At 60.8% G+C, this 13,980-nt stretch carries 11 protein-coding genes and 1 tRNA gene; 9 read left to right on the top strand and 3 right to left on the bottom strand.

Going from position 1 to position 13,980, the window contains the following annotated elements; all coding sequences use genetic code 11:
- Positions 1–3: 3 nt before the first annotated feature.
- From murI to ACZ495_RS11205, 4 genes are all read left to right on the top strand, one after another.
- Positions 4–939 carry a glutamate racemase gene (gene murI, locus ACZ495_RS11190; protein ID WP_012623740.1) on the top strand — a complete coding sequence of 312 codons (936 nt, stop codon included), beginning with the start codon at positions 4–6 and terminating at the stop codon, positions 937–939.
- Between the two features lie 350 nt (positions 940–1,289).
- Entirely contained in the window at positions 1,290–1,565 is a 276-nt protein-coding gene (locus ACZ495_RS11195) for an HU family DNA-binding protein (protein WP_012623739.1), read from the top strand.
- 191 nt (positions 1,566–1,756) lie between these two features.
- Positions 1,757–1,846: transfer RNA gene (locus tag ACZ495_RS11200), tRNA-Ser, on the top strand.
- Between the two features lie 578 nt (positions 1,847–2,424).
- A complete protein-coding gene (locus ACZ495_RS11205) occupies positions 2,425–4,224 on the top strand; it encodes a methyl-accepting chemotaxis protein (RefSeq protein ID WP_012623738.1) in 1,800 nt (599 codons plus the stop codon).
- Positions 4,225–4,449: 225 nt separating this feature from the next.
- Here ACZ495_RS11205 and ACZ495_RS11210 read toward each other — a convergent pair whose 3' ends face one another.
- The 3 genes from ACZ495_RS11210 to ACZ495_RS11220 form a co-directional block, all read right to left on the bottom strand.
- Entirely contained in the window at positions 4,450–4,707 is a 258-nt protein-coding gene (locus ACZ495_RS11210; RefSeq protein ID WP_012623737.1) for a hypothetical protein, read from the bottom strand.
- A gap of 427 nt (positions 4,708–5,134) precedes the next feature.
- On the bottom strand, positions 5,135–6,556 hold the full coding sequence (locus ACZ495_RS11215) for a sigma-54-dependent transcriptional regulator (protein ID WP_464262282.1): 1,422 nt from the start codon (positions 6,554–6,556) through the stop codon (positions 5,135–5,137).
- Complete coding sequence (locus ACZ495_RS11220) at positions 6,556–9,180, bottom strand: ATP-binding protein (protein WP_464262283.1); 2,625 nt, start codon at positions 9,178–9,180, stop codon at positions 6,556–6,558. Before ACZ495_RS11220 ends, ACZ495_RS11215 begins: the two co-directional genes overlap by 1 nt.
- A 352-nt stretch (positions 9,181–9,532) precedes the next feature.
- Here ACZ495_RS11220 and ACZ495_RS11225 point away from each other — a divergent pair, with 352 nt between their 5' ends.
- The 5 genes from ACZ495_RS11225 to ACZ495_RS11245 all read left to right on the top strand — a co-directional run bounded on the left by ACZ495_RS11225 (position 9,533) and on the right by ACZ495_RS11245 (position 13,973).
- The gene (locus ACZ495_RS11225; RefSeq protein ID WP_012623734.1) at positions 9,533–10,000 is read left to right on the top strand and encodes a cytochrome c3 family protein; all 468 of its coding nucleotides are present in this window, start codon (positions 9,533–9,535) and stop codon (positions 9,998–10,000) included.
- Positions 9,993–11,576: an ammonia-forming cytochrome c nitrite reductase subunit c552 gene (locus ACZ495_RS11230; RefSeq protein ID WP_012623733.1), complete on the top strand. Its 1,584-nt coding sequence runs from the start codon at positions 9,993–9,995 to the stop codon at positions 11,574–11,576. Before ACZ495_RS11225 ends, ACZ495_RS11230 begins: the two co-directional genes overlap by 8 nt.
- A 283-nt stretch (positions 11,577–11,859) precedes the next feature.
- On the top strand, positions 11,860–12,279 hold the full coding sequence (locus tag ACZ495_RS11235) for a thioesterase family protein (protein ID WP_012623732.1): 420 nt from the start codon (positions 11,860–11,862) through the stop codon (positions 12,277–12,279).
- Between the two features lie 224 nt (positions 12,280–12,503).
- Entirely contained in the window at positions 12,504–13,049 is a 546-nt protein-coding gene (locus ACZ495_RS11240; RefSeq protein ID WP_012623731.1) for an NADPH-dependent FMN reductase, read from the top strand.
- A gap of 189 nt (positions 13,050–13,238) precedes the next feature.
- Positions 13,239–13,973, top strand: a complete 735-nt coding sequence (locus ACZ495_RS11245) for an acyltransferase (RefSeq protein ID WP_072311376.1) — start codon at positions 13,239–13,241, stop codon at positions 13,971–13,973.
- Positions 13,974–13,980 lie beyond the last annotated feature (7 nt).

Consider the following 13,980-nt stretch of genomic DNA (forward strand, 5'->3'; position numbering starts at 1 on the left):
AGCATGAATCAAAGCTCGCGGCTGCCTGTCGGCCTTTTTGACTCCGGCATGGGCGGCCTCACCGTACTCAAGGCCCTGAACCATCGTCTGCCCGGCGAGGATCTGCTCTACCTTGGCGATACCGCCCGCCTGCCCTATGGAACCAAAGGGCCTGACACCATCGTGCGCTATACGCTCAAGGCCGCGCAAAAGCTGGTGGATATGGGCGTAAAAATGCTGGTGGTAGCCTGCAATACGGCCACAGCCGCCGCCCTGCCGGCCCTGCGCCAACACTTTGCCCCCCTGCCCGTTCTGGGCGTGGTGGAGCCGGGGGCGCAGGCAGCGGCCCAGGCCAGCCGCAACGGGCATATAGTGGTACTGGGTACAGAAGCCACCATCAACGGCGGCGCATATCAGCAGGCCATAGCGCGCATCCGGCCCGAAGCCGTGGTGCTGGGACGCGCCTGCAATCTTTTTGTTCCCCTGGCCGAAGAAGGATGGATGGACGGCCCGCTGGTGGAAGGCGTGGCCCGGCGCTATCTGGAAGGTTTTTTCTGCGCCCCTGATACCAACGGTGCAAACGGCAGCAACGATGCTGCAAGCACTGCACAGCCCCGTGCGGCCGCCGGAGCGGCGAACGCGCCGGTACAGCCGGACACCCTGCTGCTTGGCTGCACCCATTACCCCCTGCTGCAAGGAGCCTTGCGGCATGTGGTGGGTCCGGATGTACGCATTGTGGACTCTGCCGCCATTACAGCCCAGGTGGTGGCTGGCGAACTGGCCCGGCTGGAGATGCTTCACCCCGATACCCGGGAAGGCACAGGCGCCGCAGGCATGTCATGCCGCACCGGGCAAAGCCGCTTTCTGACCACAGACCATGTGGCCCGCTTTATCCGCACAGGCAGCCTTTTTCTGGGCCGTAAAATGGCCGAAAACGAGGTTACGCTGGTCGACTTGTAGGGTGTGGTTTATTTTCAATTATTTCATTATACTATCCGTGTCTTTTTACGGCATTCCGGGCATGCTTGTGAAAAACTTTCTGCCCGATAAAGACGAAAAGCCAGAGCAGACGCGGCATTCAGTGCTTTTTCGTTGACAGGAAAACGCCGCTAACGTAATGAGACTACAGTCTGACGGCGCTAAAAGCGTCACTGCCTGTAAATTCCCATGGCGCGCGTATGTCCGGGTCGGCATAGCGCGACTGTCCCATGCGAGAATGGCCCGTCGGGCCACCTCCCCGGCCATGCCGATGTGCCGCCCGATATGGATAATCAGGGAACAAACCAAAATCCTTTTATGGAGTAAGAATCATGACTAAAGCTGAGCTTGTCGAAAAAATCCATGCCAAAGCTGGTCTTCCCACCAAGGCCAAGGCCGAAGAAGCCCTTGACGCCGTTGTTGCCGCCCTGCGCGAAGCCCTTGCTGCCGGCGAATCCGTAACCTTCACCGGTTTCGGCAGCTTCAAGGTTGTGGAACGCGCCGCCCGCAAGGGTCGCAACCCCCGCACCGGCATGGAAATCACCATTCCGGCCAGCAAAGTTGCCAAGTTCACGCCCGGCAAGGGCCTGAAAGACGCCATTAAATAATTACGGCGTATCGAGTTTTTGACGGCGCGTTTCCTCACGGGATAATGCGCCGTCTTTTTTTCCGCAAAAAGCATGCGCTGCCGCGCGTGCAGGGCCGGGCCAAAAACAGCGGGCATCTTTACAGCCGTGTATGTTGAATTTCAGCCCGGAATACATTACTAGCAGTGCTGGCACTCATGTGCCCACCCTGCGGAGGGGTGGCAGAGCGGTTGATCGCGGCGGTCTTGAAAACCGTTGAAGGTGTGAGCCTTCCGGGGGTTCAAATCCCTCCCCCTCCGCCATGATGTTAAAAAGCAAGCCCCGGCGCTTCTGCACCGGGGCTTGCTTTTATGGTCCACTTTCTGCTGCTACGGCAATGCCCCCGGGTAAAACAGCCTCCCGTACCACGCGGCCCCTTGGGCTGTTGCGAAAATACACAACAACAGGTACGGTAAATAATTATTTTTACGTAACAGCAGCCTGAGGGGTACACTTGCCCTCAGGGTGCTGCCATGCGCCGCCATGCCGAACGCCTGCCAGTGTCCAGCGTGGCGAAGTGCTGCGTCTGTGCAGGCATGGCTTGCCCATTCTTTTTTTCAGATCATGCACCAGCAGACTCTTCCCATTTACGAAAGCGTTCCGCCATTGCGCCCACAGGCATCCCTGTCCGGAAAAAGCCGGTTTGCCTGGCTCACCGCAACGGCGGAAATTTTTGCGCTCTTTCGTATGACAGCACCGGAGCACAGGCCAAAAGCCGTGCTCCGCAGACCGGATTGACGGACACATACCAAACGGCCACGGCCAATGCCCCCAACACCCCAAACCAGCCCAGTATCGCCGCCCGGCGGGCGCAGCCGCCCGCCCAAGGCCGGAGAATCTCATGCTCAGAAATATCAGTATCGCCCAAAGGATCACCTGCTTTGTCACCCTGATGATCGCCATGGTCATCGCCATGGCAGTCCTGTCCTTTTTTATGACCAGCAACGTCATTGATGAAGGAACCTCGGTTGCCAGAAACCAGTTGCTGGATTCACAGCGCGCCCGCATCAAGGACGTTACCCAGGCATCGGCCCTCGGCCTGGCTGCCATGACCAGGGGGCTGCCCCCACAGGAGCAGCTGGGCGTTATTGCCGACTACATAGAAAAATCCCGCTTTGAGGACGATGCTTCGGGCTATTTTTATGTCTATGAAGGCACCGTCAACGTAGCCCACCCCACACAAAAACAGCTTGTCGGCAAGGATCTGTCCGGCACCGCCGACAAACAGGGCGTACACTACGTGGTGGAGCTGCACAAAGCTGCGGCAAAGGGCGGTGGATTTGTGGACTTTGTCTTTCCCAAACCCGGCGCCGGTGACGTTTTCAAACTTGGCTATGCGGAAAAAATAGAAGGCACGCCCTACTGGATCGGCACGGGGGTGTACATTGACAATGTAGACAGGGAAGAAAACAGGCTGCACAGCACCATGGGCAGCCTGCTTACCCGAACCCTCGGCACGTATGGCGGCGGTTTTCTTGCGGCGCTGCTGCTCATTGTCGTGCCGCTTTCCTATCGCCTGGCCACCTCCATCACCCGCCCCCTGGCCGGAATCACCGGACAGGCTCGCGCCGTGGCCGCAGGCAATCTTGATGTAACCATCACGCCTGACGGCAAAGACGAAGTGGCCCTGCTGGAACGGGCCTTGCGCGATATGGTGGACAAACTGAAAAAGCTCATCAATGAAACGGCAGAAAAAAGCCGCCAGGCCGACGAGGCCGCCAATGAGGCCAGAGTCGCCCAAAGCCGGGCCGAACTGGCCGGGCAGGACGCGCAGGCCAAAGCTGCCGCCATGCTTGTGGCTGCCGACAGGCTTGAGCAGGTGGCCCATGCGGTCAGCACCGCCTCGACCCAGCTTTCCACCCAGATCGAGCAGTCCGACAGGGGCGCGATGGATTCGGCCCAGCGCCTCACCGAGGCCGCGGCAGCCATCAACCAGATGAACGCCACGGTGCAGAGTGTGGCCCAAAACGCAACCCAGGCCTCCGCAAGCTCCCACGACACGCGCGAAAAGGCCGTAGCCGGGGCGCACATTGTCGAGCAGGCCGTACGCAGCATCAGCCAGGTGCACGAAGTTTCGCAGCGCCTGACGGAAAATATGGGGCAGCTCAATGATCAGGCCCAGGCCATCAGCAAGATCATGAACGTCATCTCCGACATCGCGGACCAGACCAACCTGCTGGCCCTTAATGCCGCCATTGAGGCGGCCCGCGCAGGAGACGCAGGGCGCGGCTTTGCCGTGGTGGCCGACGAGGTGCGCAAACTGGCCGAAAAAACCATGGCCTCCACCCACGATGTGGGCGCAGCCATCACCTCCATCCAGGCGAGCACGGCCAAAAGCATGACCGCGATGGAAACTGCCACAGAACAGGTGAGCCAGGCCACGGAATTCGCCCATCAGTCCGGTCAGGCTCTGGAAGAAATCGTCAGTACGGTGGAAGCCACGGCCGACCAGGTCAACGCCATTGCGGCGGCCAGCGAGCAGCAGTCCGTTGCCAGCGAAGAGATCAACCGCTCCATCAGCACAGTAAACGATGTGGTGCAGCAAACCGCTGAAGCCATGCACGAGGCGGCCCTTGCCGTCAGTGACCTGGCCCGGCAGGCACAGAACCTGAGCAGCCTCATCGGTGACATGAAAAAATAACCGCGCCCGATGCAAAAATCCCGCCAGCTGCAATCCGCAGCCGGCGGGATTTTTTCATTTCTGTGTCAGTGCGTGTTGCCCGTACCCGATCCGCGCATGCGCCCGCAGCGGGCCTGAACCGCCTTTTTGCAAACAGACAACAGATGCCGCCCCAAAAACAAGCGTCAGAGCCGGGAACGTCCGCCGGAAGCTTTCCGGCAGGTCCGGGCGGATACGGAAAAAGACCTACTCTTCAAGCCAGGAGTCGTCTTCAAGCACCGTATAGCCGCGAACAACAAGATAGCTTACGCCGTCCGCCTCTTCGAGCAGCCCAAAAACCTCCACGGGAAGACTCACTGCATCATCCAGATCCACGCCAGCGCCGCGCGGCACGATGCGGTATTCCACATCGTCCTGAACCACGGCCACCCTGGCCTGCCGCGCATCCACGGAGCGTGGCATCGCCGTAACGTACCCTTTGATGGTAATGGAATTCTTGTTCATACGCTGTTATATTGCCTTTAATAATCCGGTTTTTTTCGCTATAGCGCCTTTTATGCCGCGATGCAAGAACTCTTGCCCCGCAGCACCCGCCTTTCTTTCAGCACCCGGATAATGGCGTATACAGCCATTTTTCGGCAACTTCATCCCGGCAAACCGGGCCAACAGAAACGTGCAGAAGTACGGCCCCCGGCTGTTCCCCTTGGGACACCACACGGTACGGCAGCCCGTTTCGTTTATGAACCGCCTGCCTCTCGGCCCCAAAGCCGCAGGCGTCGCCCCGACGCACAAACATCGCAGGCAGCCAAGGCCAATGCCCTGTGCGGCATGGCCCGCCCGACCGCACAGGGCATTGGCAGCACATGTGCCGACAGACCGTCCGTATGCCGCCGGGCGACGTACGACCTTTGAGCGCCGGATGCCCCTGCAGCTACAGACCGTGCTTTTTCATAAGCTCATACCAGTGCCCGCGCGAGACTCCGGCCATTCCGGCAGCCGTGCGCGCGTCGCCGTTGCTGGCGCCCCAGATGCTCCGCACATAAACTTCTTCAGCGCGTGCTTTCCATTGGCGCAAATCCGGCAGATCGTCACCCGCCGCCACAGGGGGCAGCCCCGGATGCAGGACAGAGGCCGCAGAGCCGCCCGCAACATCGGCAGGGCCGCTGTCCGGGCCGCGCCCCATACGGCGACGGGCCTCATCCACACGCATGCGCGTGGGCAAATGTGCAGGCAAAAGCTCATCCCCCTGCCCGGCCGCAAGACAGGCGCGCTCGACACTGTGAATCAGCTCGCGCACATTGCCGGGCCAGGAATATTCCATAAGTACATCCAGCATGGCGTCCGACACAGCCTTGGGCGGCAGGTCATTATGCAGGCAAAACCGGCTTGCGGCCTGCCGTGTGAGCGCGGGGATCTCGTCCCTGCGCTCGCGCAGGGGCGGAATGACAATGGTCATGCCCTGAAGCCGGTAGAGCAGGTCGGCACGAAATGTCCCTTCCCGGGCCATGCTTTCAATATCCCTGTTGGTGGCGGCCACAAGGCGAAAGTCGCTGCTGACCTCGCGTACATCACCCACCGGCCTGAAGCGCCGCAATTCCAGCGCCCGCAAAAAGGCCCCCTGTATGGTCTGGGGCAGATCACCCACCTCATCAAGAAAAAGCGTACCCTTGTTTGCCGACAGTAAAAGCCCCTCCCGGGCGCGGTCGGCCCCGGTAAACGCCCCACGGCTGTGGCCGAAAAGATGGCTTTCCACAAGGTTATCCGGCAGAGAGGCACAGTCTACGGTAACAAAGGGTCTGGCGGCACGCGCACTGTTGCGGTACAGCGCCTTGGCAAAAACTTCCTTGCCCACACCCGTTTCGCCCAGCAAAAGCACGTTGACCTCGCTTTGCGCGGCCTGGGCCAGAAGCTTGAGGGCGCGGCTCATACCCATGCCCGTGCCCAGCACATGGCCGCTGTCCACCAGCAGCGACTCCGGACCCGGAACCCGATTTTCGCGAAAAGTCAGCACATGGCGCAGACATTGCTCTATATCCCGCACCTTGAGCGGCTTGGTCAGAAACTCCCAGGCTCCGGAACGCAGGGCCGCCTCGGCGGCATCGCCGTCGCCGTGTCCCGTGATGATGACCACATCGGGCATACCGGGCAGATGGGCAAAGTCGCCCTGCCACTCAAGGCCGTTGCCATCGGGCAGCCAGACATCAAGCAGGACCACATCCACACCCTGGCGGCCAAGCTCCAGCCCCTGGCTGACACTCTCGGCCAGCAGCACCTCATGACCCATGCGCGTACACACCACTTCAGCCATGGTGCGCATAAGGGCTTCGTCATCCACCACCAGAATACGGGCCATCAGCACTCTCCTTTCTGTGATGCCGCGCTGGAGCAAAGGGCAGCCCCGGCGCTGTGTACGGATACTTCCTGGCTCTGCATGCAGCCCGGTTCAGCCTCGAGCAGGAGCAGGGCCTCGCGCATGGCGTGGCGCATGCGCTCCACGGACGCCGGAAGGGTACTGTCTTCAGATCGTTCCGCCTCCCCGGCGCGCGCCCGCAGAAGGTCAAGGCGCATGGCCCCGGCGGAATTTTTAACGGCATGGGCCAGACGCCGCAGCGTTGCGCTGTCACCCGCGTTTTGGGCCGCCGCCATATGGGTTTCCCTGCTGCGCAGGTCTTCGCAGAGCACCCGCGCCAGACGGCGCAGCAGGTCCTCATCATCGTCAAGAGCCGCGAGGGCTTCCGGCCGGTTCCAGACCGCAGGCGCAATTTCCGCCGGTGCGGATGCCGGCTCCGACAAAGAACCACCGGCTTCATTCCCCTGCTTCGGGGCAGCCGCCGCGCGGGCAGCTTTCTGCCCGTCAAAAAGCAGGACGGCCAGTTCGCTGCGCAACCCGGAAAAGGTGAGGGGCTTGAGCAGGATACGATCTGCCCCCAGGTCTTCGCAGATGCGCCTGTCTTCGGCGTTCAGCGCGGCAGTGTAGATGACAGTCCGCTGTTCCGCCGGGGCGCAGGTACGGCCTTCACGAACGGCCCGCAGAACATCCAGCCCGCTTACGCCGGGCATGCGCGAATCCAGGATAACCATATCCCAGGGGTTTTCGCACAGGGCTGCCAGCGCGGCACTGCCGTCTTTTGCCATACATACGCGCGCGCCTTCGGCCTTGAGCATGTGCTCCATAATGTATCTGTTGGCCTCGTTGTCTTCGGCCACAAGAATGCGGCAACCTTCAAAACAGGGGGCTTCCGGCCTTTCCGCCGGACCGCTGCCGTGATCTTTCGCAAGACTGCCGGGACAAGGCTGTTCGTCGGGACTGCACGCTGTACAGGAAATTCCGGCAGTGTGACTGCCGCCCCCGGACGCAGCAAGGCCGGCAGCGCTGCCGGAATATTGCGGCACGGATTCCGTATACGGCGTAGCAGCAGCCCCCGACGCAAGGCCTGGCGGCAGACCGACGGCCCCGGCCCTGTTTTCGCCATCCGGCGGCAAGCCCGGCCCTGATCCGGATTCCGGTCCCGAACCGTCTCCGGGCAGATGCAAACAGACCTCAAGGGTAAAACAGGCCCCGCTGCCCGGCGAAGACACCACGCTGACATCCCCACCCATACGACGCGCAATGGTGCGCGCGATATACAGGCCAAGCCCCGTACCCGGTGCGCCTGAAGCATCGCTGCCGCGCTGAAAGCTTTCAAAAATACGCTCGGCGTCTTCTTCACGCAGTCCCGGCCCGGTATCCTGCACAAGAATCCTGAGGCACAGGCGGGCGGAACCGTCTTCGCCCTTCTTGCGGGCCTGCACCGGACCCGGCTCCACACAAATACGCACCCGGCCCATATCGGTAAATTTTACGGCATTGCTGACAAGGTTGCCCAGGGCCTGGCGCAGGCGAAAACTGTCGCCCGCCACGGCGTCCGGCAGGCCGCTATCCACGTCCAGATCAATATCCAGCCCCTTGGCTTCGGCAACGGGGCTGTACAGGGCCACACAGTCAGCCAGGCAGGCGCGCAGGCTGAACGGTGCCGTGCGCAGATGCAGGACGCCCTGCTCAAGGGTTGCGTGATCTGTGATGTCGCGTACCATTTCCAGCAGGGCGCTGCCCGCCTGGGTAAGATAGCGCAGGGCTTTTTTCCGGTCCCGCTCCGACACGTTCTGTTGCTGCAAAAGCTCGCTCATGCCCAGAATGGCCGTGAGGGGCGTGCGCATGTCGTGACTCAAGCGCGCCATGAAGGCGCTTTTCATGCGGCTGGCCTCTTCAGCCAGCCAGCGCCGCCGTGTAAGATTGAGCGTCAGGCCGCCGACGGCCAGAACACCGGTAAGGGCCAGCAAGGCGTAAAGCATGCGCATATTGCGCTGCTGCAAGGCCGCATTGTGCACATAGGCCTCTCCGTCCTGGCTGACGCTTATGCCGCCGAGCACCTCGCCCACCTTGCGGCTGACATGACAGCGCAGACAGCTCTGCTGCGCCACAAGCACGCTCAAAAGGCGCAGCTTTCCGTGGCTGCCCGGCTGCGGCGCGCTGAATATTTCCCGCGCGCCCGCGGTGCACTGGCTCAGGGCGTCATTCTCCCAGGTGTCGGCCATATTTTCCGGCCGCAGGGGCATGTTGCTGATAACGCTGATTTCTATTCCGGGTTCAGAGTTGCGCTCGGCCAGTTGGCGGCTCATATAGGCCGGATTCATAAGCACCAGGGTGCGGCCGTCCCCCGTGGTTACGGTGCGCTCACCTTCCGGCAACCAGAGATTCGGCTTGCCGTACTCGCTTTCAAGAACATATACGCCGCCGTGGGCCGCATTCCAGTTGCGCGCATCCATAAGCTGGCGCGCCACAGTGGAAAGCCTTGTGTGCTCCAGCTCCAGCCGGTGCGCCTCGTCAACGCGCGAAGCCTGCCGGTACAGGCCCATTGTAAAAACAAGCCATAAAAAGCACGCCAGCAAGGGCAACCAGATAGCGGAACGATTTTTTTTATTGTATACAGGAATCATAAAGACCTCGGATAGAGGTGTTGCACTCTCACAGAGTTGTCATAATTTTCTGAATTCTGTCATGTTTATCTGAACAACTCAATCCCGCCAAACGCCTTCAAAAAATAAATTCACGTAACACGTTTAAATAAAAACACTTTTATTTGTGCTTTTTTATACACCCTGGTACGTTTCTTGAAAAGCTGAAGAAATATTTCGTCCGCCGCAGTGGCGGCACGGAAGGGCGGTCTGCCTGAATCCAACGACTGCCCGGCGGCCACGAGCGGCTGCCTGCGCCCCACCCGGGCGAAATCCGGCCCTGAAGAGCGGTCTTCAGGGCGCATCTGCACTAGGAGCGAGCGAAGGAGGCTCTATGGGTACACCCCGCAATGGACCCTGGCTGAAGTGGCTGTTGGGAGGCGTTGCGGCGGGCGTGGTACTAATGGGAGTTCTGGCCTATGCCATGACAACCACTGACCAACGGCCGTTTTGCGCCAGTTGTCATATCATGCAGGAGGCTGCCGTGACCCAGAAAATGGGAACGCACGCCAACCTTGCCTGTAATGACTGCCATGCCCCGCACAATCTTTTGGTCAAGCTGCCGTTCAAGGCGCAGGAAGGCCTGCGCGACGTGGTGGGCAATATTATGGGACACGACATTCCGCGTCCCCTGAGCCTGCGCACCCGAGACGTGGTGAACGCGAACTGCAAGGCATGCCATACCCAGACCAACATCAACGTGGCCAGCATGGATGCCAAGCCTTATTGTGTGGACTGCCACAAGGGCGTGGCCCACATGCGCATGAAGCCCATCAGCACAAGGACGGTAGCCTATGAATAAGCGAATTGTGACCACGGCCCTGGCGTTGGCCACGCTGCTGGGCGTAGCTTTGCTCAGCGGCTGTCAGGATGTTTCCACAGAGCTGAAGGCCCCCAAGTACAAAACGGGCATTGCTGAAACGGAAACCAAGATGTCGGCCTTCAAGGGCCAGTTTCCGCAGCAGTATGCTTCGTACATGAAAAATAACGAAGACAGGATCATGACCGACTATAAAGGCTCGGTTCCCTACCACAAGAATGACAATGTGAATCCCCTGCCCAAGGGCTTCAAACATGCCCAGCCCTACCTGAAAAACCTCTGGCTGGGCTATCCGTTCATGTATGAATATAATGAAACGCGCGGCCACACCTATGCCATTGACGACTTCCTGAATATTGACCGCATCAACCGTTTCGCGGCCGACGGCAAGGGCAACCTGCCAGCCACCTGCTGGAACTGCAAAACCCCCAAGATGATGGAATGGGTGTCCCAGTACGGCGACAAGTTCTGGTCTATGGATGTCAACGAGTTCCGCGCCAAAGACAAGATCAACGCGCATGATGAAACCATCGGCTGCGCCAACTGTCACGATCCGGCCACTATGGAACTGCGCCTCTACTCCGAACCGCTCAAGGACTGGCTCAAGCGCAGCGGCAAGGACTGGCAGAAGATGAGCCGCAACGAAAAGCGCACCCTGGTCTGCGCCCAGTGCCACGTGGAATACTATTTTACCCACAAGGACAACGGCCCGGCCGCAAAGCCCGTATTCCCCTGGGATAACGGCTTCAACCCCGAAGACATGTACCAGTATTACAAGGGTCACGGAGCCAAGGGCCCCGACGGCAAGCCCGGTCCCTTTGTGGACTGGGTACACGCTGCCTCCAAGGTTCCCATGATCAAGATGCAGCACCCCGAATACGAAACCTTCCAGGATGGTCCTCACGGCGCGGCCGGCGTTTCCTGCGCGGACTGCCACATGCAGTACGTGCGTGAAGACGGCAAAAAGATCTCCAGCCACTGGATGACCTCGCCCATGAAGGATCCTGAAATGCGCGCCTGCCGCCAGTGCCACGCCGACAAGACCGGCGAATACCTGCGCCAGCGCGTGCTGTACACCCAGCAGAAGACCTTTGACCAGCTGCTCAAGGCTCAGGAAATGTCCGTCAAGGCTCACGAGGCCGTGCGGCTTGCCAATGCCTATGAAGGCCACCGCGCCGCCAACTACGAAGCCCTTATGGCCGAAGCACGCGAAATGGTACGCAAGGGCCAGCTGTTCTGGGACTACGTTTCAGCTGAAAACAGCGTGGGCTTCCACAACCCGGCCAAGGCTCTTGATACGCTCATGACCAGTATGGAGTGCAGCCAGAAGGCCGTTGACCTGGCCACCGAGGCCACTGACTTCGGCATCGCCCCCGCCCTTGCCGGAGACATCAAGAAGCTGGTTCCGCCCATTCTTACGCTGAGCCGCAAGCTCCAGCAGGACCCGGAATTCCTCAAGCAGAACCCCTGGACCAGACTGCTGCCCGCTCTGCCCAAGGCCGAACAGGTATGGGAAGGTCAGGACCGCCTGACCTCGCAGGCCGGTCAGGACAAATAAGCTTCAGCCAGCCATAACCTCCTGCGGGCAAAGCCCGCGCAACCCCGCCCGGCGATGCACCGCATCGCCGGGCGGCCTGCTTTCCGGCACCGTCCAGGGCAGATCCCCCGGCTGCCGCGCCAAAGTTACGGCGAGCATGCCCGCCAGGCAGCGGGCCTTGCTAGCTGCCGCCATCTTTTCTATACAGAACAAGGGCAACCCGAGAACAGGCGCAACGCCCCGCGTTCAACCACCGTACTGCCACCGCTCTTTACGCGGGCGGCGCGCAAGTGAGGCAAAAAGAATGAAAAAAAAACTGGAACCCGGCCTTTCCGGTACATTAGAAATCACGGTCAGCGAGGCCATGCTGGCCTGTAACGTGGGCAGCGGGCTGGTAGATGTTTTTTCCACAGCCATGATGATCGCATGGATGGAGGCCACGGCCGTGGCCACGGTGCAGGAAATTCTCGACCATCAGGGTCTGGGCATGACCACTGTGGGTACAAAAGTGGACATTTCACACATGGCGGCCACCCCCTGCGGCATGAAGGTAATCTTTACCGCCGAGCTTGTGGGCATGTCGTCCAACGGCAAAGGACTGACGTTCAAGGTCAGCGCCCGCGACGAAGTGGGGCTTATTGGCGAAGGGCTGCACGAGCGTGTGGTGGTACATAAAGAAAAGTTTGAAAGCCGCACTCGCGACCGCAAGCTCTGCGGCTGCTAGAGCGGACGCCTGCCGTGAAGGCGCAAGCGCCGGAGCGGGTACGCCTCAACTTTGAGAATGTACAGCCTCAAAGTCAGGATGCCCTATTGCCTGGCCGCGCGGTGCAGAAACATGCACAGCCTGCTGCCATTTTCCGGCACGGAATGGACCTGCAAATCAGTATGCTTTCGCGATAAAAATTGCTATCCTGCCTTGTCCGCACAGCCGGACACAAGGAGAATACCATGAGCGACCTTACCTTTATCGGTATATCAGGCAGCTTGCGCCGCGCCTCCCGCAATACCGGCCTGCTGCGCTGCTGCGCCGCGCACCTGCCCGAAGGAGTGCGTATGGAAATGGCGGACATTTCCGGTCTGCCGTTTTACAATCAGGACATCGAGAAGCCGCAGGCCGTCAAGGATCTTGTGGCCCGCGTCACTGCGGCCGACGCTCTGGTGCTGGCCTGCCCCGAGTACAACTACTCGCTGGCCCCGGCCCTGAAAAACGCGCTGGACTGGCTCTCGCGCGAGCCGGATCTCGCCCCGCTGACCGGCAAGGCCGCCTGCATTGTCGGCGCCGGGGGCGGCATGGGTACAAGCCGCAGCCAGTACCACCTGCGCCAGGTCTGCGTGTACCTGAACCTGCGTGTACTGAACAGGCCCGAGCTGTTTTCCAATGCTTTCAGCGCCTGCTTTGACGACAACGGCGATGTGCAGGACGATGGCCTGACCAGACAGGTTACGGACGTCATGCAGGCCCTTGCCCAGTGGACGCGCCAGTTGCGGAAGTAAAAACGCCATTACTGCCTGTGCCCTGAAGCTACCTGTAACGCCGCTGTCTGCTCCTGTCTGCGCCGCAGCCGGGAGCAGACAGCGGCGGCAACCCTTTTTCGGCTGCCTGAAAAAACCGCAGAACATATCCGCTGCCGCGCGGCGGCATGCAGCCGCAGACCGCAGGATAACCGCACAAAGGAACATGGCATGAACATGTTGCGCAAAGCTCTGGAACGGGGCCTTACCCCGGCCAATATCATCAGCTACCTGTGCCTTCAGGCCATGACGCGCTGGGGCCGCTTCTGGGGGACCCTGCGCCTGCGCTGCAAGGCGGTGTTTGTGGGCGTGCCTGTAGGTCAGGGCGTCAGCGCGCACGGGCCTGTGGGCCTTATGCGCTGGCCGGGCAGCCATATTTCCATCGGCGCGGGCGCAAGCCTCATATCCTCCTGGCGGCGGGCCACGGCCGCTGCTCTGGCAAGCCCCGTGCGCCTGCGCACCTTTGGCCCCGGAGCGCGTATAGACGTGGGTCCGGGCGCGCAGCTCAGCGGCACGTCCATAACGGCCCGCTCCACCACCATCAGCATCGGCCGCCAGGCTTTGCTGGCCCCAAACTGCATTATCGTGGATTCGGACTTTCACGCTCACTGGCCGCCAGAAGCCCGCGCCACGGAACCGGGCATGGAAGGCGACAGGCCCGTAACCATCGGCGACTACGCCTGGATCGGCCTGAACTGTATCATCCTCAAAGGCGTCACCATTGGTGAAGGAGCCATTATCGGCGCGGGCAGCGTTGTAACACGCGATGTGCCGCCCCATTGCCTGGCCGCTGGCTCTCCTGCCCGCGTGCTGCGGCATCTCGCCCCCGGCGAGGATCGCACTGCGGCCGCGGACCGGACTGTCCCGGCCGAAGACAAGAGCTTTCCCGAAACCGCACGGGCTTAGGACGTAT

Source organism: Desulfovibrio sp. GTC20076, assembly GCF_055385905.1.

Excerpts from the sequence above, each read along its gene's own strand:
- murI (WP_012623740.1), top strand. The coding sequence starts at position 4 with ATGAATCAAAGCTCGCGGCTGCCTGTCGGCCTTTTTGACTCCGGCATG.
- ACZ495_RS11195 (WP_012623739.1), top strand. The coding sequence starts at position 1,290 with ATGACTAAAGCTGAGCTTGTCGAAAAAATCCATGCCAAAGCTGGTCTT.
- ACZ495_RS11205 (WP_012623738.1), top strand. The coding sequence starts at position 2,425 with ATGCTCAGAAATATCAGTATCGCCCAAAGGATCACCTGCTTTGTCACC.
- ACZ495_RS11210 (WP_012623737.1), bottom strand. The coding sequence starts at position 4,707 with ATGAACAAGAATTCCATTACCATCAAAGGGTACGTTACGGCGATGCCA.
- ACZ495_RS11215 (WP_464262282.1), bottom strand. The coding sequence starts at position 6,556 with ATGGCCCGTATTCTGGTGGTGGATGACGAAGCCCTTATGCGCACCATG.
- ACZ495_RS11220 (WP_464262283.1), bottom strand. The coding sequence starts at position 9,180 with ATGATTCCTGTATACAATAAAAAAAATCGTTCCGCTATCTGGTTGCCC.
- ACZ495_RS11225 (WP_012623734.1), top strand. The coding sequence starts at position 9,533 with ATGGGTACACCCCGCAATGGACCCTGGCTGAAGTGGCTGTTGGGAGGC.
- ACZ495_RS11230 (WP_012623733.1), top strand. The coding sequence starts at position 9,993 with ATGAATAAGCGAATTGTGACCACGGCCCTGGCGTTGGCCACGCTGCTG.
- ACZ495_RS11235 (WP_012623732.1), top strand. The coding sequence starts at position 11,860 with ATGAAAAAAAAACTGGAACCCGGCCTTTCCGGTACATTAGAAATCACG.
- ACZ495_RS11240 (WP_012623731.1), top strand. The coding sequence starts at position 12,504 with ATGAGCGACCTTACCTTTATCGGTATATCAGGCAGCTTGCGCCGCGCC.
- ACZ495_RS11245 (WP_072311376.1), top strand. The coding sequence starts at position 13,239 with ATGAACATGTTGCGCAAAGCTCTGGAACGGGGCCTTACCCCGGCCAAT.